Origin of the sequence: Aeromonas sp. FDAARGOS 1405, from assembly GCF_019048265.1 — a bacterium.
Taxonomy (GTDB): domain Bacteria; phylum Pseudomonadota; class Gammaproteobacteria; order Enterobacterales; family Aeromonadaceae; genus Aeromonas; species Aeromonas veronii_A.
Genome location: NZ_CP077311.1, coordinates 2,798,518 through 2,817,035 on the forward strand (window position 1 = coordinate 2,798,518; position 18,518 = coordinate 2,817,035).

General features: G+C 58.7%; 15 protein-coding genes. 2 read left to right on the forward strand and 13 right to left on the reverse strand.

The window, feature by feature from the left end:
- Positions 1-48: 48 nt before the first annotated feature.
- The 5 genes from I6L35_RS13120 to I6L35_RS13140 all read right to left on the reverse strand — a co-directional run bounded on the left by I6L35_RS13120 (position 49) and on the right by I6L35_RS13140 (position 8,301).
- Complete coding sequence (locus I6L35_RS13120) at positions 49-3,159, reverse strand: efflux RND transporter permease subunit (protein WP_216978401.1); 3,111 nt, start codon at positions 3,157-3,159, stop codon at positions 49-51.
- A 9-nt stretch (positions 3,160-3,168) separates the two neighbouring features.
- The gene (locus I6L35_RS13125) at positions 3,169-4,368 is read right to left on the reverse strand and encodes an efflux RND transporter periplasmic adaptor subunit (RefSeq protein ID WP_216980285.1); all 1,200 of its coding nucleotides are present in this window, start codon (positions 4,366-4,368) and stop codon (positions 3,169-3,171) included.
- A 336-nt stretch (positions 4,369-4,704) separates the two neighbouring features.
- Positions 4,705-5,511, reverse strand: a complete 807-nt coding sequence (gene xthA / locus I6L35_RS13130) for an exodeoxyribonuclease III (RefSeq protein ID WP_216978402.1) — start codon at positions 5,509-5,511, stop codon at positions 4,705-4,707.
- A gap of 115 nt (positions 5,512-5,626) precedes the next feature.
- Positions 5,627-6,589, reverse strand: coding sequence for an ion channel (locus I6L35_RS13135; protein WP_216978403.1), 963 nt, complete (start codon positions 6,587-6,589; stop codon positions 5,627-5,629).
- Between the two features lie 65 nt (positions 6,590-6,654).
- Positions 6,655-8,301 carry a tetratricopeptide repeat-containing response regulator gene (locus tag I6L35_RS13140; protein ID WP_216978404.1) on the reverse strand — a complete coding sequence of 549 codons (1,647 nt, stop codon included), beginning with the start codon at positions 8,299-8,301 and terminating at the stop codon, positions 6,655-6,657.
- Between the two features lie 295 nt (positions 8,302-8,596).
- On the opposite strand from I6L35_RS13140, the gene I6L35_RS13145 reads away from it, so the two are divergent.
- Positions 8,597-9,022 (forward strand): Hsp20/alpha crystallin family protein, encoded by a 426-nt coding sequence (locus I6L35_RS13145; RefSeq protein ID WP_103250619.1) that lies wholly within the window; start codon positions 8,597-8,599, stop codon positions 9,020-9,022.
- 61 nt (positions 9,023-9,083) lie between these two features.
- On the opposite strand, the gene I6L35_RS13150 is transcribed toward I6L35_RS13145, so the two are convergent.
- The gene (locus tag I6L35_RS13150; RefSeq protein WP_216978405.1) at positions 9,084-10,139 is read right to left on the reverse strand and encodes an FAD:protein FMN transferase; all 1,056 of its coding nucleotides are present in this window, start codon (positions 10,137-10,139) and stop codon (positions 9,084-9,086) included.
- Positions 10,140-10,468: 329 nt separating this feature from the next.
- On the opposite strand from I6L35_RS13150, the gene azu reads away from it, so the two are divergent.
- On the forward strand, positions 10,469-10,909 hold the full coding sequence (gene azu / locus I6L35_RS13155) for an azurin (protein WP_005337768.1): 441 nt from the start codon (positions 10,469-10,471) through the stop codon (positions 10,907-10,909).
- A gap of 114 nt (positions 10,910-11,023) precedes the next feature.
- On the opposite strand, the gene I6L35_RS13160 is transcribed toward azu, so the two are convergent.
- The 7 genes from I6L35_RS13160 to I6L35_RS13190 form a co-directional block, all read right to left on the reverse strand.
- Positions 11,024-11,581: a HutD family protein gene (locus tag I6L35_RS13160; RefSeq protein WP_216978406.1), complete on the reverse strand. Its 558-nt coding sequence runs from the start codon at positions 11,579-11,581 to the stop codon at positions 11,024-11,026.
- Between the two features lie 84 nt (positions 11,582-11,665).
- On the reverse strand, positions 11,666-12,325 hold the full coding sequence (locus I6L35_RS13165) for a YceH family protein (protein ID WP_216978407.1): 660 nt from the start codon (positions 12,323-12,325) through the stop codon (positions 11,666-11,668).
- Positions 12,326-12,464: 139 nt separating this feature from the next.
- Entirely contained in the window at positions 12,465-14,603 is a 2,139-nt protein-coding gene (locus I6L35_RS13170; RefSeq protein ID WP_216978408.1) for a diguanylate cyclase, read from the reverse strand.
- Entirely contained in the window at positions 14,600-15,712 is a 1,113-nt protein-coding gene (locus tag I6L35_RS13175; RefSeq protein WP_254204442.1) for an extracellular solute-binding protein, read from the reverse strand. Before I6L35_RS13175 ends, I6L35_RS13170 begins: the two co-directional genes overlap by 4 nt.
- Positions 15,713-15,955: 243 nt before the next feature.
- Positions 15,956-16,171 (reverse strand): YdcH family protein, encoded by a 216-nt coding sequence (locus I6L35_RS13180; RefSeq protein ID WP_005337763.1) that lies wholly within the window; start codon positions 16,169-16,171, stop codon positions 15,956-15,958.
- A gap of 285 nt (positions 16,172-16,456) precedes the next feature.
- Positions 16,457-17,047 (reverse strand): hypothetical protein, encoded by a 591-nt coding sequence (locus tag I6L35_RS13185; RefSeq protein ID WP_204382038.1) that lies wholly within the window; start codon positions 17,045-17,047, stop codon positions 16,457-16,459.
- The gene (locus I6L35_RS13190) at positions 17,044-18,405 is read right to left on the reverse strand and encodes an MATE family efflux transporter (RefSeq protein WP_216978410.1); all 1,362 of its coding nucleotides are present in this window, start codon (positions 18,403-18,405) and stop codon (positions 17,044-17,046) included. Before I6L35_RS13190 ends, I6L35_RS13185 begins: the two co-directional genes overlap by 4 nt.
- Positions 18,406-18,518: the final 113 nt, after the last annotated feature.

Genomic DNA, 18,518 nt, shown 5'->3' on the forward strand with positions numbered 1-18,518 from the left:
CGCACGGGCGGGGGTAGTTTGTTATCGGTGGCACGCCCGTGGAGAGCGTTACGGCTTGGCGCGTTTTTCCGACCCTTTCATGATGAGGCGGAAGAAGAGCGGGATAAAGAAGATGGCGATAAAGGTGGCCGCCAGCATGCCGCCGATGACCGGCCAGCCGAGAGCGTGACGGCTTGCGGCACCGGCGCCGCTGGAGGTGACCAGCGGCACACAGCCGAGGATGAAGGCCAGCGAGGTCATCACGATGGGGCGAAAACGCAGGCGCGCCGCCTCCAGTGCCGACTCGATGAGGCTCATCCCCTCCTCGTGCTTCATCACCGCGAATTCCACAATCAGTATGGCGTTCTTGGCGGCAAGGCCCACCAGGGTCACCAGCCCGATCTGGAAGTAGACGTTGTTGGTGAGTCCTACCAGCCAGGTGGCCAGCAGGGCGCCGAACAGGGCGAACGGTACGGCTGTGATCACCGCAAACGGCAGGCTCCAGCGTTCGTACTGGGCTGCCAGGATGAGGAAGATCATCACAATACCGAAGCCGAACGCCATGCCTGCGCTACCGGCAGAGGCCTTCTCCTGATAGGCGGAACCGGTCCACTCCAGTTTGGCATCGTTGCCAAGGGTGCTGTTGGCCACCTCTTCCAGTGCGGCGATCGCCTGACCCGAACTGTAGCCGGGTGCCGGCTGTGCCATGATCTTGGCTGCCTGGAAGATGTTGAAACGCTCTACCAGCTCGGGGCCAGTGGCATCACGGACCGTCACTAGGCTGCTGAGCGGGATCATCTCGCCGGTGTTGGAGCGCACGTAGACGTTGCGGATATCGCTCTTCTTGGCGCGGTAGTCCGCTTCGGACTGCAACTGTACCCGGTAGGTTCGGCCAAACTGGTTGAAGTCGTTGACATAGACCTGACCGAAGGTGGCCTGCATGGTGTCGAACACCGCATTGATCGGCAGCCCCAGCGCCTTGGCTTTCTCGCGATCCAGGTCGAGATAGACCTGCGGCACATTGGCACGGAATGTGGATGTGACACTGGCAAACTCGGGGCGCTCCTTGGCGGCGGCGAGGAAGCGCTGTACTTCGCCCGAAAACTCCTGGGCACTGCCGGAACCCCGGTTTTGCAGGTAGCCTTCCAGTCCGCCGGTGGTGGACATCCCCTGGATGGGGGGCGGGTTGAAGGAGGCAACAAAGCCGTCAGCCAGCCCCATCAGGCTCATCCCCTGCAGAGTTTTGGCCAGATCGAAGGAGTCCTGGCCTGTCCCCTTGCGCTCGCTCCAGTCCTTCAGGGTAATGAAGGTGAGACCGCTGTTGCTGATGATGGCGTTGGAGAGGATGTCGAAGCCCGAGAAGGTGATCACATCCTTCACATTGGGATTGGCCATGGCGATCTTGTCGAACTGATCCGCCACTGCCTGTGTCCGGCTCATGGCGGCGGCATCCGGCAGCATGACGGCGGAGATGAGGTAGCCCTGATCTTCGTTCGGTACCAGCTCGCCCGGCACTTTCAGGAAGAGACCGTAGATGGAGAGCAACAGTACGGCGATGATGGCAAAAGCGACCCCCACCCGACGGTTCAGGAAGGCCACACCCCGTACATAGCCGTGGGTCAGCTGGTCAAATTTATCGTTGAACCAGACGAAGAAACGGGCCGGTTTGTGATGTCCCTCTTTCAGCAACACGGCGCACAAGGCCGGAGAGAGAGTCAGAGCCACCAGACCGGAGATGGCCACCGAGACCGCGACCGTGATGGCGAACTGCTTGTACATCACCCCTGTCATGCCACCCATAAAGGCGACCGGCAGGAACACGGCGCAAAGCACCAGCACGATGGCGACCACCGGACCTGAGACCTCCTGCATGGCGAGGATGGCAGCCTCTTTGGGCGAACATTTCTTCTCGCTCATGATCCGCTCGACGTTCTCGAGCACCACGATGGCGTCATCCACCACGATACCGATGGCGAGCACCATGCCGAACAGGGTCAGCAGGTTGATGGAGAAACCGAGCACCAGCATGCCGGCGAAGGTCCCGATAAGTGACACTGGCACCGCGATACAGGGGATCAGGGTGGCGCGGAAGTTCTGCAGGAACAGGTAGACTACCACGAACACCAGCACGATCGCCTCGAACAGGGTGTGTACCACCTCTTCGATGGAGATCTTCACAAACTCTGTGGTGTCGTAGGGGATCTGGTACTCGATATCCTGCGGAAAGCGCTCCTTGAGCCGCTCCATGGTGGTGTGCACCGCATCGGCGACTGCTACGGCGTTGGCACCGGGCTGCAGATAGGTAGCGATACCGATGGCCGGTTTGCCGTTGGCGCGGGCCACCAGATCATAATCCTTGCCCCCCAGCTCGACCCGGGCGACATCGCGGACCCGGATCTTGGAGCCATCGGGCATGGAGCGAACTATGATGTTCTGGAACTCTTTCACATCTTCAAGGCGACCCTTGGTCTGCACCGTGTAGGTGAAGTCGATGGGGGTCGAGGTGGGCTGAGCGCCGATCTTGCCTGCCGCAAACTGGGTGTTCTGCTCGCGGATGGCGCTAATCACATCACTCGGGGTGAGTTCGAGCTGGGCCAGTCGATCCGGCCGCAACCAGATGCGCATCGCATAGTCGGTACCGCCAAACAGAGTGGTATCACCGATGCCGGGAATCCGCTTGAGCTCGTCGATGATGTTGAGCAGGGCATAGTTTGACAGATAGGTGGTATCAAACGAGCCGTTCGGCGACTGGAGGGTGACCACCTGCAGGATGGAGGTCGATTTCTTCTTGACCGTTACCCCCTGCTTTTTCACCTCTTCCGGCAGCTGGGCCATGGCGGCCGATACCCGGTTGTTGACGTTGATGGTGGCCTGATCCGGATCTGTGCCGATCTCGAAGTAGACGTTGAGGTTCATCTGGCCGTTGGAGGCCGAACCCGATTGCATATAGATCATCCGCTCGACGCCGTTGATCTGCTGCTCCAGCGGTGCGGCGACAGTCTGGGAGATCACCTCCGGAGTGGCCCCCGGATAGAAAGCGGTCACCGAGACCACCGGCGGGGTGATCTGGGGGTACTGCTCGATGGGAAGCGAGCGCATTGCCGCCAATCCGCCCAGCACGATAATGATCGAAATCACGCTGGCGAAGATGGGACGCTCGATAAAAAACCTGGAAAACATACGAGCTCCTTACTTGGCCGCTGAGTGGCTGACCATCTTGGCGGTGATGGCTTTCATCTCGTCGGCAGAGACAGGTTTCACCACGCTGCCGGGGCGAGCCTTCATCAAGCCTTCGACGATGTAACGGTCACCGGCATTGAGGCCGCTGTCGATCAGCACCCCCTCGGAGACCACCGGGCCCAGTTTGACCGGACGGGGGATCACCTTGTTCTCGGCATCGACCACCATCACCATGCGGTCAGCCTGGGACTGGACGATAGCGCGGGGCGGCACCACGATGGCATTCTTGCGGGTGCCCAGATCGATGGTCATACGGACAAACTGGCCGGGCAGCAGCACGCCATCCTTGTTGTCGAAGATGGCACGGGCCCGGATGGTGCCGGTCTGGGGATCGACCCGGTTGTCGGAGAAGTTGAGCTTGCCCGCTTCAGGGTAGACAGAGCCATCGGCCAGACGAATATGGGTGCGCCAGGTGGTGGCATCCTTCGCCTCAATCACCCCTTTCTTTACCGAGTTTTCGAAGTTGAGGCGATCCTGCTCCGAGTAGGAGAAGTTGACATAGAGCGGATCAAACTGGGTGATGGTAGTGAGCAGGCCGTTGTCGCCGCTGGTGGAGATAAGGCTCCCCTCGGACTGGGAGCTCTTGCTCGCCATGCCGTTTATGGGGGCGGTCACCTGGGTATAGCTGAGGTTGAGCTCGGCCTCCTTCACCTTGGCCTGGGCGGCCTGGTGACTGGCGATGGCAGCCTCGTAGTTGGCAATAGTATCGTCATAGTCCTTGCGACTCACTACTTGGCGTTTGAACAGCGGGATGATGCGATCCCGATCGGCGCGGGCCTTGTTGAGGCGAGCCAGCTCCTGAGCCAGGGTCCCTTTGGCCTGCTCCAGCGCCACCTTGTAGGGCTCGGGATCGATCAGAAACAGCTCCTGGCCGGCGGTAACCGGCTGACCTTCGATGTAGGTGCGCTTGAGCAGGATGCCACTGACTCGTGATCGCACATCGATCTCGCGAAAACCGGCGGTTTCACCCACCATCTCGGTGGTGAGCGGCACATCGGTCAGCTTGACCTCTGCCACCACTACGGGGACCGGCGGCAGCGCCTGAGCTCCGGCAGTTGGTTTATCACCACAGGCGGTCAGGGCACTGGCTAGAGCCAGAGCGATCCAGCCGCGTTTTAACATCTCTTCCCTGACGGATTGCACCTTCATCATCATACTCCTGTGGGATGGTGCACGATTGCCGCGCCCACCCTTTCTCTTCATGAACATGGTTAACTGCATGGTTACAAATTTAACTTATTGGATTACTGATAGTTTTTAATGATAGAGCACGAATATTGAACCCAAGCTGCTCGACAGTGAAAGTTGTCAGAACATGACGGCAGGTTGTAGACGGGGCAGCGACAGGCGATAACAGGCCAGCAGGTATCTTTCGGCGTTGTCATGGCTGGATGCGGGGCCCAAAGGAATTATAAGAAGGAAAAAGCGAGGGAAGTGGGGGCTGGGTCACAGTGGGGGCGTCAAATGCCCCCACTATCAGGTCTGTCAGGCAAAGCAGGCCCAGATGGGGGCGTGATCTGAGGGTTTCTCGATGCCGCGCAGCTCATAATCGATGCCGGTCTCGGTCACGCTGTCCTTGAGAGCATCGGAGGCCATGATGAGGTCGATGCGCAGGCCACGGTTCTCGTCAAAGCCCTTGGAGCGGTAGTCAAACCAGGAGAATCGCTCGCACTCGGTGGGGTTGGCGGCGCGGAAGGTGTCGGTGAGACCGAACCCTTTCAGCCGCTCCATCCACTCCCGCTCGATGGGCAGGAAGGAGCACTTGCCATCCCGCAGCCAGCGCTTGCGGTTCGCTTCGCCGATACCGATGTCGAGATCGGTGGGGGAGATATTCATATCTCCGATCAGCACCAGCTGGTCGTCCGGGGTGTGGTTGGTCTCGAGATAGTGCTGCAGATCCTCGTAGAACTTCTGCTTGGCCGGGAACTTGGTCTCGTGATCCTGGCTTTCACCCTGCGGGAAGTAGCCGTTCATTACCTTGATGAGGGAGCCGTCTTCGCGCTCGAAGGTGGCCATGATCATCCGGCGCTGGGCCTCTTCGTCATCGGTGGGGAAGCCTTTCTCCACCTTGACCGGTTTCTGCTTGCTCATGATGGCGACCCCGTAGTGAGCCTTCTGGCCGTGAAACGCTACGTGATAGCCCATGGCCTCCACATCGGCCAGCGGGAAGGCCTCGTCATGGACCTTGATTTCCTGCAGGCCGATCACATCGGGCTGGTGCTTGTCGATGATGGCTTGCAACTGGTGCAGACGGGCGCGCAGGCCGTTGATATTGAAAGAGATGATCTTCATGTCCGGGATGCTCATGTCATTTTTATAAGTCGCTATTGGACTAGGAATCGGCGGTGGATGCAAGTTTGGCCGCGGGCCTGCATCAGTGGCAGGCACCGCGGGGTGGGCAGAGGTGTCAGCGGGTCATCTTTTTGACGAATACCACCACAAACAGCGCCAGTGTGAAGCTGCCGGTGAAGGCTTCAAAGGCGGCAAAGATCCTGGAAAGCCCGACCGGAGTGAAGTCGCCATAACCCAGGGTGGTGAAGGTGACCACGCTGTAGTAGAGGCACTCCAGCAGGAAGATGGCGTTCTCTTCAAGAGAGGCTTCTGGTCGGTATATCAGATGATTGCCCGCGAAGTTAAGGCCGCAGAAGAAGTAAAAAATGCTGCAGATAAAGATGAGCAGCAACGAGAAGAGCACCACCCGCATCGGAGCCTCGCCATAGCCGCAGAAGAGATCGACCACCCAGGAGGTGAAGCGCTGGGTCGACCAGAACGGCAGTTGCAGGCGACGCATGGTGAGCTCTTGCTGGATATAGTTGCCGGACATGGTGAAGATCCCCTGCGCCTCGGAGGCTTTGCGCAGATCCCGGTAGGTCTCTTCCGCCTCCTTGAACCAGATGCGCGCCTGTTTGGGATCCCGTTCACGGCGCCCCTTGCGATCCTGCATCACCCGTTTGCCGGTCTGCATGTTGTCGAGCCGGGTGTTGTGCCAGCGGATGCCGAGCAGATTGACGTCATCGAGGGTGGCGCACTGGAGGTTGGCATCACTGAGATCGGCCTTCATCAGGCTGCCCCCTTTCATGCGCAGGCCGTAGAGGTGACCCCCGCGCAGGTTGGCGCGATAGAGGTTGCACTGCTCCAGCAAGAATCCCTGATCGGACTCCTTGTTGACCAGATTGAGGCCAGCCAGATTGGCCCGTGACAGCTGCAGGCCGTGGCAGAGTCCGCCAGCGCGAACGTATTGTTCGAGCGCCTCGGCGGTGCGGGCTTCCTGATGAGGTCCATGGGGATCATGCCACTTGCAAAGATCGTGCTCGCCAGCTTCTTCACTGCAGTGGCGGCCATCGGCCACCAGATAACGACACATCGCCATCTTCGCTTCCCTCGCATTACCGTACTGGTTTCAGCATAGGCGGGAAAAGGGGGCGTGACGGCGTCTTAGTTGAACTGGTTAAACTCCTGACGCAGCTTGCGAAAACGCTCCTGCTGAGCCGGGTTGAGGGGGATGCCGTCGAGCACGTCCAGGGTCTCTTTGCACTCGATACCAAACTCCGGGCTTTTGCGGTTTTTCTGCATCAGTTGCAGCAACACCTGGATCTTGTTGAGGGCGGCACCGGTATTGGCGGGGGCCCGGCGCAGCGCCTCGCGAAAGTGACCGAGCGCCTGTTCCAGCTCGCCGCTCTGATAGGCCTTGATCCCCAGATCGTTGAGCTGCTGGTAGCGCTGACGCCGCTCCAGCACCGTTTTATCATCACGGGTTGCCTGAATGCAGGTAGTAAGCAGCCGGTCTTCATCCTTTGCCAGCAGTCCCTGCAGGCTCTCGGCATATTCGAACTCGCCGAGCTGGTAGAGGGCGAGGATTGTTTCGCCAAGCAGGGCAGGGGGCATGGTGGCCGGTTCATCAAGCCAGTTCTGGTTGGCGCGATAGAGCATCTTCTTGCCCTTGAGCAGCTCGCCCAGCGCAATTTGCACTCGGGCCTGACAGATTTGCTCGAATACCGGGTAGTTGAACTCCGACATCATCAGCGAATCACGGATGCGCGACAGGGCCGAGTTGACCTGCTTTTGCAGGTTAGCGATATGATAGCTGTCGTTGCTGTTGAGGGCGTAGAGGGTCAGGGTCTGGATATAGGCACCCAGATAGTGGGGGGTTCGGTGGATCGAGTTACGCGACAGATCGATCAGCGACAGCAGCACATCCTTGGCCTGAGCGTAGTCGTGGCGTAGCAGGCACACTTCCGCCAGCCGACGGGAGAGCTGCACCGACTGGGGGGATATATCCACCGCTCGTCTAAGTTCTTGTTGTGCCAGTTCATCGTTGCCGAGGGCGAGTTGGGATTCCGCCAGCCAGAGGTGTGCTTCCACCATCAGCGGGGTATTTTTGAGGGTCGCCTGCAGATGGCTGACCGCTTCTTCATGAAGTCCCAAGGTATTGCACGCCTTGCCCAGCGTCAGGCGGGCCCAGCTGTTCTCCTGCCCGGCCAGCAGCTGGCGCATCAGGGCGCGTGCTTCTTGTGCCTGACCCAGCTTGAGGTGAGTATCAGCTTGCAGGCAGCGGCAGTAGTTGGCAAAACGGGGGACAGCATCAGCCCGCTCGGCACAGGCGGTAATGAGGGTCGCCAGATTGTTATCAGCCAGCGCAGTAAAGACGCTGGCCAGGGCGTTGCGCCGGGCGAGGGCCCGCTTGAGGCGAAACGAGAACTGCTCCTGGGAGAAGGGCTTCATCAGGTATTCGTCGGGCTCGGCTTCCAGCGCGCTCAGCACCATGGCGCGAGAGCTGTCGCCACTCACCATGATCACCACGCTCTGGGGCGGAATGAGCTTCTGATCCCGCAGGCTCTCCAGCAGCTGCCGCCCGTTCTCGCCAATCCCCAGATCGTAATCAATGAGATAGATATCGAAGCTGCCCTTCTGGCAGCGGCGTCGCGCATCCTCGGCGGTATTGGAGTAGGTGATGTTGCTGATACCCAGATTGAGCAGCATCGCCTTCATCATCACCTGAAACGAGCGCTGCTCATTGACCATCAGAATGCGTTGTGGCTTGGCAGGGCTCTTCTTTTCTGACGCGTTTTCCGGTGTCTGCATTGTTCTGGGTCGAGGCGCTACGGGTTGATGGGAGAAAGTGTGCCACCAAAGCGTGTCAAGTGGCAATCAATGTGCTTTTGTCACGCAACTTTCAGTTTCCATGTCACGCTCTGTGCCTGGTGGCCAGGGCGATGTGGTTGATCCATATCAAATAAAGCTCAGATGGGGTGGCAGCACGCGGCACACTTTTTAGACTGATAGAGGGGGCAACGACAAGCCCCGGTCACATATAGGCCCCATCAGGCAGGTATCAGGGCCTGCCTCTGTTAGTCCATGAATCACGGAGGGATCAGAGATGAGTTTGCTACCAAGCCGTACCAGTCTGTTCGATGACCTGTTTCGCGATATGGCGTCCGGCTTCTATATTCGCCCCTTGCACGGGGACCCCTTGCCGAGCCAGATCAGGCTGGATTTGAAGGAGAGTGATGGCAACTATGTGCTGCAAGCCGAGTTGCCGGGGGTTGCCAAAGAGGACATCCATGTGGATATCCATGGTAAACAGGTGACGCTGAAAGCGGAGATCCGCCAGTTTGACAGCCAGAACAAGGATGAGCGAACACTGCGCAGTGAACGCTATTTTGGCAGTGTTTCACGCACTCTGGAGTTGCCGGTCGAGGTGGCGCTGGACAAGGTCAGCGCCAGGTTCGAGAACGGTATCCTCACGTTGCAACTGCCCAAGCAGGTGGAAACGCCAGCCCCTCACCGGGTGACCATCGAATAGCCCGTGACAAGTTCATCATCAACCGTAATGAGAAGGCCCCGTTATCGGGGCCTTCTGTTTATCAGTGCTTTTCTGTCGGTTGCTTCGCCAGATAGTGGGCGAATTGGGGCGTGTACTTGGCCTTGAACCCCTGTTCGGTCTTGATGATGAGATAGACCGCCAGCTTGTGCTGTTTGGCAAATGCCATACCCGCTTCGGGCCCCATCACCATCAGCGCGGTATCGAGGGCGTCAGCCTCAAGCGCGGTCGGGGTGATCACGCTGGCGGAGACCAGCTTGTGGGTGACAGGCTGGCCGGTGGCGGGGTCGATGATATGGGAGTAACGCTGTCCATCTATCTCGTAGTAGTTGCGATAGCTGCCTGCGGTGCTGAGCGCCATACCGTTGGGGATGACGATATCGGAAAACGCTCCCGGCTGATCGGAAGGTTCGACGATGGCCACTCTCCACGGTGAACCCTTGCTGTTGTTGCCCTTGCTGCGCACCGCACCGGCCACTTCGATCAGGTAGTTGTGTACCCCCTTGCCCTCGAGCAGGGCGGCGATTTCATCCGATGCAGCCCCTTCGCCCAGGGTGGAGAGGTCGAGATAGAGATCCGGGATCGTTTTTTCGAGCAGGAAGTGATCCCCTTGCGGGGTCAGGGTCAGCTTGTCGATGCCCACCTTGTGGCGGGCGGCGGCGATGGCCGCCTCATCGGGTCGCTTGACCGGGCGTTTGTCCGGGCCAAATCCCCACAGATTGACCAGCGGCCCCACGGTCACATCCAGCTTGCCATCGGTCAGCTTACCGGCATCAATCCCCTGCTGGACTATGATGGCCATGGCGGGCGGGATGGCAAACGGGGTATTGGCGGGCCCCTGATTGAATCGGGAGATGAGGGAGTCGGGATCGTAGGTGGAGATCTCCTTGTTCATCCGGGCCAGCAGACTCTCTACATCGCTTTTGAGGGAGGGCTCCCCACCGGGGTAGCTATCGCTCAGGGTCACCACATAGTAGGTGCCCATGGTCTTGCCCTGAATACGGGTCTGGGCTGGCGGGGTCGGCTGGCAGCCGGTCAGCGCCAGCAGCAGGGTTAGCAGCAGGCCGCGCAGGGCCGCCACGGGGGTCATCGCAATCATCCGGCGCTCTCATCTGGAGAAGGTTCATATCGGGGCGCTAGCTTAGCCAAGGGGCGCTCGCCGGGCGAGCCCTGATAGGGGCAATCGGGGGGAAAAGAGCAGAAAAAATTAAACAGTTTTGAACCTGTTGCTGGAGCGGGTCGTATCGTCCATCCGTGATGGGAGATAGTGGCGAGTACAGCACCGTCTGGTGACCTGGCCCGCAGCTTTGGCCAAAACCCATCGCCGATTGAAAACAATTGAGTAAAATGAAGGTCGATTTAGACGGCATCTTTGCGAAGCATATACGCCACGCTGTTGCCATCCATTGCCAATCAAAGGAGAAGATGATGAAAAAGGCGATTACCCTGCTGTTTCTGAGTACTCTGGCTGCCCCGGTTCTGGCCGATGAGTGCGCACTGGTCATCGAAGGCAATGATGCCATGCAGTACAACCTCAAAGAGATGAGCGTTCCGGCCACCTGCAAGGAGGTGACGGTTACTCTGAACCATACCGGGAAGCTGCCTGTGACCGCCATGGGCCATAACTGGGTGCTGGCCAGCACCGCAGACTATCAGACTGTGGCGACGGCGGGGATGAGCGCCGGGGCCGAGAACGGCTATCTGCCCAAGGATGATCCCCGCGTGCTGGCGCATACCAAGCTGATCGGCGGTGGCGAGAGCAGCAGCGTCACCTTCAAGACCGACGGTCTGGCGGGCAAGGATCTCACCTTCTTCTGCTCCTTCCCCGGCCACTTCGCCATGATGAAGGGCTCATTCAAGGTCAACTAAGGTGCTGACCGGCATCGAGCCGGTCGCCTCAATAGAAAAAGCCGGGATTTCCCGGCTTTTTCATATCTGTCGCTTGTTGTGGCGTGGCATGACTGCGCACAGCCGACTTTCGCGCTATTTGGCCTGCAGGGTAAAGAAGGCGATGGAGCTCTTCTTCTGGCATTCGAAGTGAATGCTCTCTTCACCGGTCACCACCAGCGTCTCGTTGATGGCCACCTCTTTGCCCTGCACGGTCAGCTGGCCGCTCAGCAGGTGACAGAGGTAGGTCTTCCCTGGCTCGAGGGTCAGGGTCAGCGGGAAGGGGAGGTTCAGCACCCGCACGTTAGCGCTGATGCGATCCGGATGGTAGATAAGCCCCAGATCGGTCACCTCTTTTTTCAGCAACTCGCAGTGGGTCTCCTCGTCGCCGCTAAAGTGCGCCGCCTCGAAGGTGGCGTAGGGGTGGCCGTTGAGCACAAAGCCAGCCCCGCTTACCGGCAGCAAAATGCGTTGATAGCCGGGAAAGGGGGAGAAGGGGCCCGCACTCTTGATGGGGGCCGAGCTCAGCCGATAGTCAAAGTCGAGTTTGGCAAGGCTGCTCCCCTTGGGGGAGATGAGGATCTGGCTGGTGGTGCCCTGCTGGTTCTTCCAGGGCATCTTCTGGTGGTCAGACTCTTTAATCAGGGTGATCACGGGCACTTCCTCACGATAAAAAACGCAGGGAGCCGGTGACATCAACCCCGGCTCCCTGATAGAGATGGGCGATGGTAAGGGCGATCAGCCCTGACCATCCAGTGCAGCCAGTCGTGCTTCTATGGCGGCGAGACGGCTCTTGAGCTCGCTTACTTCCTGCTCCAGCTCGCTCAGGCGGTCGGCGGCCGGGGAGGCATAGGCAGCCGCAGGGGTGGCATCCATCATCGCCTGGATATCCACCTCACCGCTGAACAGGTGGGCGTAGCGGGATTCGCGCTTGCCCGGCTCACGTGGCAGTTTGACCACGTAAGGGCCACGTTCGATGAGGCGATTGAGTACGGCATCTACCTCGGTCACGTCATCAAAACTGCAGAGGCGATTGGTGCGAGAACGCAGCTCCCCCAGGGTTTGCGGGCCGCGCAGCAGCAACTCGCAGATGATGCCGAGTTCCTGCGCATCGAATTTCAGTTCACCAAACTCGGTGTTGCAGAATCTGTGCTGGTAGCGGGGTACCCGGGCATTGAAACCTGCCGTGTTGACTACCAGGCGTCGGCGGATCAGCTCGTCCACCACGACGCGGATATCGAGTTCGGCCAGATCCAGTACCGGCTCACGGTTACTCTTCTGGTTGCAAGCATTGACCAGTGCATTAAGGGAGAGGGGATATTGATCCGGGGTGCAGATCTCTTTTTCAATCAGACACCCGATGACACGGGCCTCCAGCGGGCCAAGTACTAACTCCATTTCCTACTCCCTAGCAAATCGCGATATCAAGAGCCCCCTATCTTAGTCATGGTCTGCGCCGCGTCTAGCGTTGCGCACCATTTTTGCGAGCTAATCAGGGGGTTGGCGAAAGGCTCGCCAACGCCGGAGGTCACCGCTTTTAGCGTTGCCCCTGATAGAAGCGGGCTTTGTCGGCATACATGGCGTCGTCCGCCACCCGGCTCAGCTCTGCCAACGGGGTCTGGTCGCTACTGCTCCAGCCGATGGCGAAACGCAGCGGGAATCTGTGCTCCCCATGTTGCACGATGGCGTGCTGCTGGCTTGCCTCCAGTCTGCCTGCCAGCTGTTGGCAGGCAAGGTGATCCGCCTCCGCCAGTAGCACGAATTCGTCTCCTCCCATTCTGAATATGCTCTCATTCTGTCGGCACAGCGTGCGCAGTAGTCGTGCCATCTGGATCAGCAGGGCGTCGCCCGCCTCGTGCCCATACTGGTCGTTGGTGCGTTTGAGGCCGTTAAGGTCGAGCATGAAGAGCGCGAGGTGACGTTCCGGATGGCGCGCCAGCACCGTCTGATAGTGATGAAACGCCTCTTCGAACGCCTGTCGGTTGGGGAGGCCGGTGAGGTTATCAGTGCGAGCGACCCGCGCCAGCTCGTCGGTGAAGAGGCGCCCCTCGATGCCTACCGCCAGCTGTTTGGCAAACAACCGCAAGATGGCCCTGTCTTCGGACTCCAGCCCTTCGGCGCTCACCATGAGATAACCAAACAGCACACCACTCTGGCTGCCGGGCAGGGTCATGATCTTCCAGGAGGCATTATCCCACTGGCATTCGGAGTGTTTGACCTCCTCATCCATCAGTTGGGTCAGTTTCTCCTGCAGGGGATCACGCAAGGGGGCATCGACCCCCTGGGTCAGGGAGTAGTGGGGCTCGCCATCGCGGCGGATCACCAGCCCCCAGCGGTGGCCGGGATAGAGCTGGGAGAGCTGCAACAGGGCGGAGCTGGCCAGCTCGGCAATATCGATATCCAGCTGCTGGTGCAGACCGAACTGCAACCATGATTGCAGGATATGGCGGCTGCGCTCCTCCCGGCTCAGGGCCGAGCGCAGGGCGGTCGTTTGCGAGGCGACCTCTTGCTCCAGTTCATCGTTGAAGCCGAGCAGCCGCTGATTGAAGGCCTCTTTCTCGCTGTTGGCCTGCTGCAGCTGTTCATTCTGTTGATAGAGCGCTCTTACCTGGGCAGAGATGGTATAGGCCATCTCCTGCAGCAGCCGACGCACCTCATCGTATTCCACAAAGCGCAGCGGTGCTTGCTGTTGCTGGTAGTTGCCCTTGCCGTAACTGCGCACCAGGGCTGCCAGCGAGCGCAGCGGTCGGGTGAGCCAGCGGGTAAGCCAGATACAGCCGATGGCCACCAGCAGCAACATGACGGCGATGCTGACGGTCAACAACTGCTGAGATTTGTTTAGCTCGCTCACCCTGTCATCGCTGTAGCTGTAGAGGGTGATGGTTGGGGTGATGGTCTCTTCCAGTTGTGGCCAGCCGATGGTCAAGAGCTGTGCCATCTGGCTGGGTACCCGGTCGTTCATATCTTTGGTGTTGTTGTGTGAGCCTTCGTAGAGACGGGTATCTCCTTGTGAAATCACCAGATACTCGCTCCCCTTCAGATAGGGTTCCAGCAGTTGGGCCATCTGCCTCCAGGGGAGGATGGCCATCACAAAGCCCGCTGGGGTCTGCATCACCCCGGCCCGCTGATGATTGCGATAGATGGGGGCCACCAGCGCCAACCCGCCACTGCGATCCTGTTCCATATCGCCGATCAGCAAGGGATCATCCACAGGCATCAGCAAATGCTTGCCCTGTTTGGCTTCCCGCGTCTCGCTCCATGCCATCAGCTGTGGCATCAGGTTACTCGATTCAAGGTAAGAGGCTCGGCCGTTGATGTACTCTACTACCCGACCCTGATCATCGATCAGGTAGGCTGAGGTCAGCAGACTGTTGGACTTGATAAAGGCCGCCAGCGCCAGGCGGGCATGACTGGAGAAGAGAAAATTCTCGAGTGCCTGATTAAGCACCCGATCGTTGCTGAGTTGTTGAAGCTGGGTTCCGATCAATTCGCTGCGAAAGCGTGCCTCACGGGTCATGCTGGTGAGGGCTCGCTCCAGTTGGGATTGTTCGCTCTGGGCAATGATCTGGTGTTGACGAGCCAGCAATATGCCGCTTACCAGCAGCGCTGGCAGCAGGGCTGCGGTGAACAGTATGACGATGAGCGTAGGACCGAGACGAAAGGTGCGGTGGCTCATTTTGACTTGACCTGCTGGTATTGCTGATCGGCCAGTTGCTGCATATAGCGAGCTGCTTCAGCGGCACTGCTTCCCTCCTTGAAACGCTCGAACCCCTTGTCCATCGCCTGCCAGGCAATGGACATGGCGCTCTCTGAAGGCATGGGTGTACTGAGGGTGAACTGTTCCAGCAGCACCTTTTCGTGCAGGGCGGGGTATTGGTTGATGGCGGAAAAAGCCCGCTGGTTGATTGGTAACAGCGAACCCTGTCGATAGATCAATTGCTGAATATCGTCCCGCTGGATAAAGGCCATCAGGGCTTTGATGACGGTCTGACGTTCTTCATCTGCCATTGCCCAACGAGATACACTCAGGACGTAGGCGCCGCTCATGGAGTGCATCGGGCGATCTTCCCAGTGAGGCAGCATGGCAACCCCAAGCTGTTCTCCCATGTTTTTCACCAGGTCATTGAAGGCCCAGTCCCCGTTGACAAGATAGGCACTCTTGCCGTCGTTGAAATTGGCGAGAGCGGTATCATAGTCGCACTCGGGATCGCCCCACTTCTCTCTGGCGACCGTACGGTACGCTTCCAGTGCCTGAATCATGGCCGGCGTGTCGAGTGTGATGCGCCCTTCGGTCACTGGCGAGCCACCAAAAGTGAGCAGAAATGCTGCAAAGTAGTACATGTCGTGGTAGGGCCAGCTGACGGGCTGGATCCCCTTGGCCTTGAGGGCCGGAGTGATGGCTGCCAGTTGCTGCCATTGGGTCACCGGTGTTGAGACCAGCGCCTTATTGTAAAACAGCATCAGATGGTTGCCCTGCATCATGGGCATGCCCCAGCGTTGCTGATCCAGGGTAACATATTGCAGAGCACTGCTCATCAGTGCAGATGAGAACCATCCGGTTGGCAGGGGGGCGAGGGACATCTGTCGGTAGAGGCCGATAAAGTCGGACGGGATCAGCATCAAGTCGGGCAGCCCCCTGGCTTGCGCAGCCAGCAGGATGTCTGCCTTGATCTTGCCGGGCTCGATCTGGGTGACGTGAACCTTGTGATTGCCTTCCTGATTGAATCGCGTGATCACGTCGTCGATCACATATCCGGCCTGCTGGGAGTGCCACAACTCCAGCACTGGCTCCTGGGCTCGCAGTGGCTGGAGGCCAGATAAGATGCAAAGCAGTAAAAGATGATAAAAAACGCGATTTATGGTCATGTTACCATCACATCTGTGCCTTGAATCCAAAATGAAAAATGTAACAAACAACCGCTACTGTCGGTAGTGTGGCGGATCAACTAATTGACTAAAACAATAAAAAGCCCGGCGCTTGGGCCGGGCTGAGGGATAAATTGCTTATCCGGATTATCTTCGAGGCATCTATTGTGGATGTTGTTTGAGGATGTCGTATATCTCCTCTTTCAGTTTGAGTTTCTGTTTTTTCAGATCCCTCACCTCGGCGCTATAGTCGCTGGCGTGATGTTTTTCCAGCTTTCTAATCTCCGCATCCAGGTCGTTGTGCAAGTCAAACTTCTTCTGGAAATGGACATCACTGCTCTTCAGTTTCGAGATAAGTTCTCTGTACTCTGGGAACATGTAATGGAGCCTCCTTGGTTTCGTTTGATTGTGCCTTAGAGACCAAACTACCCCTTACCCCCCCAGATAAATGTGATCCGGATCCAATTCGGCAACAATGGTTTGCTGCATAAAGAATGTGGTTTTTAACTTGTTGAATCAAAAGCAGATCAGATATTCATTAGTCAGAGGGAGAGGGATAAACTGGAATCCTGATCACAGTTGTGACGGCGGGATGATGGTCGCGAGCCGGTAAACGGCAGCAAAAAAGGGGCATAGCGCCCCTTCATATAACCGGTATGGCATTTACTCTTTTTTCTTTTTCTTCTCGGGCAGCGGCTTGCCGTCGCGGTGGATCACCTTGCCCGCTTCAAAGCCAATCTGGGCGGCAAGCTCCTCCAGATCCGCCGACTTGGCCTGATCCCCGATGGCGTATCGATAGTTGGCGATGGAGAGTTTGTCAGCCACCGGCGTGCCCGGGACGATAGGCTCGCGCCAGCCCTGGCCGATGTGGGCCACCAGGGTGCCATTCATCAACAGCTCGCCGACGATCTCCTGGGTCGGATTGCCCTTGCCGTAGGTGAGACCCTGCGGGTGCTTCTTGCCGACCAGCGGCTCGTTGCTGGCGGGGATCAGCTTGGTGCGGATCAGCCACTTGGGCTTTTTGGTGTTGCCCACCGCCTTGCCGGTCTGGTACTCGTTGATCTTGATGGTCTTGATCATCTGGGCCATGAAGTCCTTGGTCAGCGCCTTCTGGGCGTCGCTGGTTTCATCGATGGCGATGGGGGCCACATACCAGGTCTGGGTGGCTTGAGCCTTGGGAGCGGCAGGGGCAGTTTGCGCCATGGCCAGGGGGCTGAGCAGGATGGCAGCCAGCAAGAGTCCTATCTTCTTCATTGTGATTCCGCTTTTGTTTCAACAAGAATTTTGTTTTGCCAGCGACGACTGCGCCAGCGCCAGAACATGGCCAGACCGCGCACCCACTCGTCGCAGGCCAGCGCCAGCCAGATACCGACCAGTCCATAACCCTGCATGATACCGAGGAAATAGGAGAGTGGCACGGCAATTCCCCACATGGAGAGCAACGCCATGTAGAGGGGGAAACGGGCATCCCCGGTGGCCCGCAGGGCGTTGATCACCACCAGATTGAAGGTGCGGCCGGGCTCGAGGATAAGGCTGATAAGAAACAGTTGCGCCACCTGGGTGATGATGTCGGCATCATCGGTAAAGAGGCTGATGATGGTACGGCCATTGAGGGCAGCCACCACGGCGATGACGCAGGTGACTGCCAGCCCCAGCTTGAGGCTCTTGAGCAGCTGTTGATAGGCGCGATCGAACTGCCTGGCACCTGCCAGATGACCGATGATGATTTCGTTGCCAAGGCCGATAGAGAGGCCAAACAGCAGGATAAACAGGCAGATCTGGAAGAAGTAGGATTGGGTCGCCAGCGCCTTGTCCCCCAGCAGTCCGACAAAGGCTGTCACCACCATAAACTGCAGCATCCAGGAGAGGTTCTCTCCTGCCGCCGGCAGGCCGATATGGAGTACCTTGCCGAGCATCTCCCGGCTGGGGTGGACGATATCGCGCACCACCAGTCGAATGCCGGTCTTGCGGGCTACCAGCCACACCAGCAGCACCACGCCGACCAGTCGGCCCGCGACCGTGCTGATGGCGACACCGGCGACCCCCAGCTGGGGCAGGCCGAACCAGCCGTAGAGCAGCAGCAGGTTGCCGACGAAGGTGATGAGGTTGACGATGAGGGTCACATACATCGCCTGACGGGTGTGGCCGTGAGCGCGCAGGGTGGCTGCCAGACAGAGGGCTGCTGCTTCCGGTAACAGGCAGAGACCGATGATCTGCAAGTAAAGCGTCCCGTCGCTCATCAGATTGGCAGGCAGGTTCATCAGCGCCAGCATGGTGCTTGCTCCTGCCATCACGCCGATGGCGGCTACCAGACCGATCAGCAGGTTGAAGCCGATGGCGGTGTGGATCACCACCCGACTCTTCTCTCGATCGCCCGCCCCCAGATACTGGGTGATCACCACACTGGTACCGATGCTGACGAAGCTGAACAATGTGATGGCGAGATCGAACACCTGATTGCCGACCGCCAGCGCGGCCACTCCCTGATAGGAGACGTGACCCACCATGAAGGTGTTGAGGGCACCGGTCAGAAAGTGCAGGGCGAGATCGATAAAGAGCGGCCAGGTCAGCGCAAATAGCGTGCCCGGGCCTGCGTGGGATTGAGATTGCATGGCATGTCCAACAGCTGGGAGGGTACGGGGGAGTGCCCTCTGGGGGCGCATTTAACACCAAGGCCAAGGCCGGTGCAATCCTTGTGCAGGATTGCACCGGCAAGGGGCGCAGG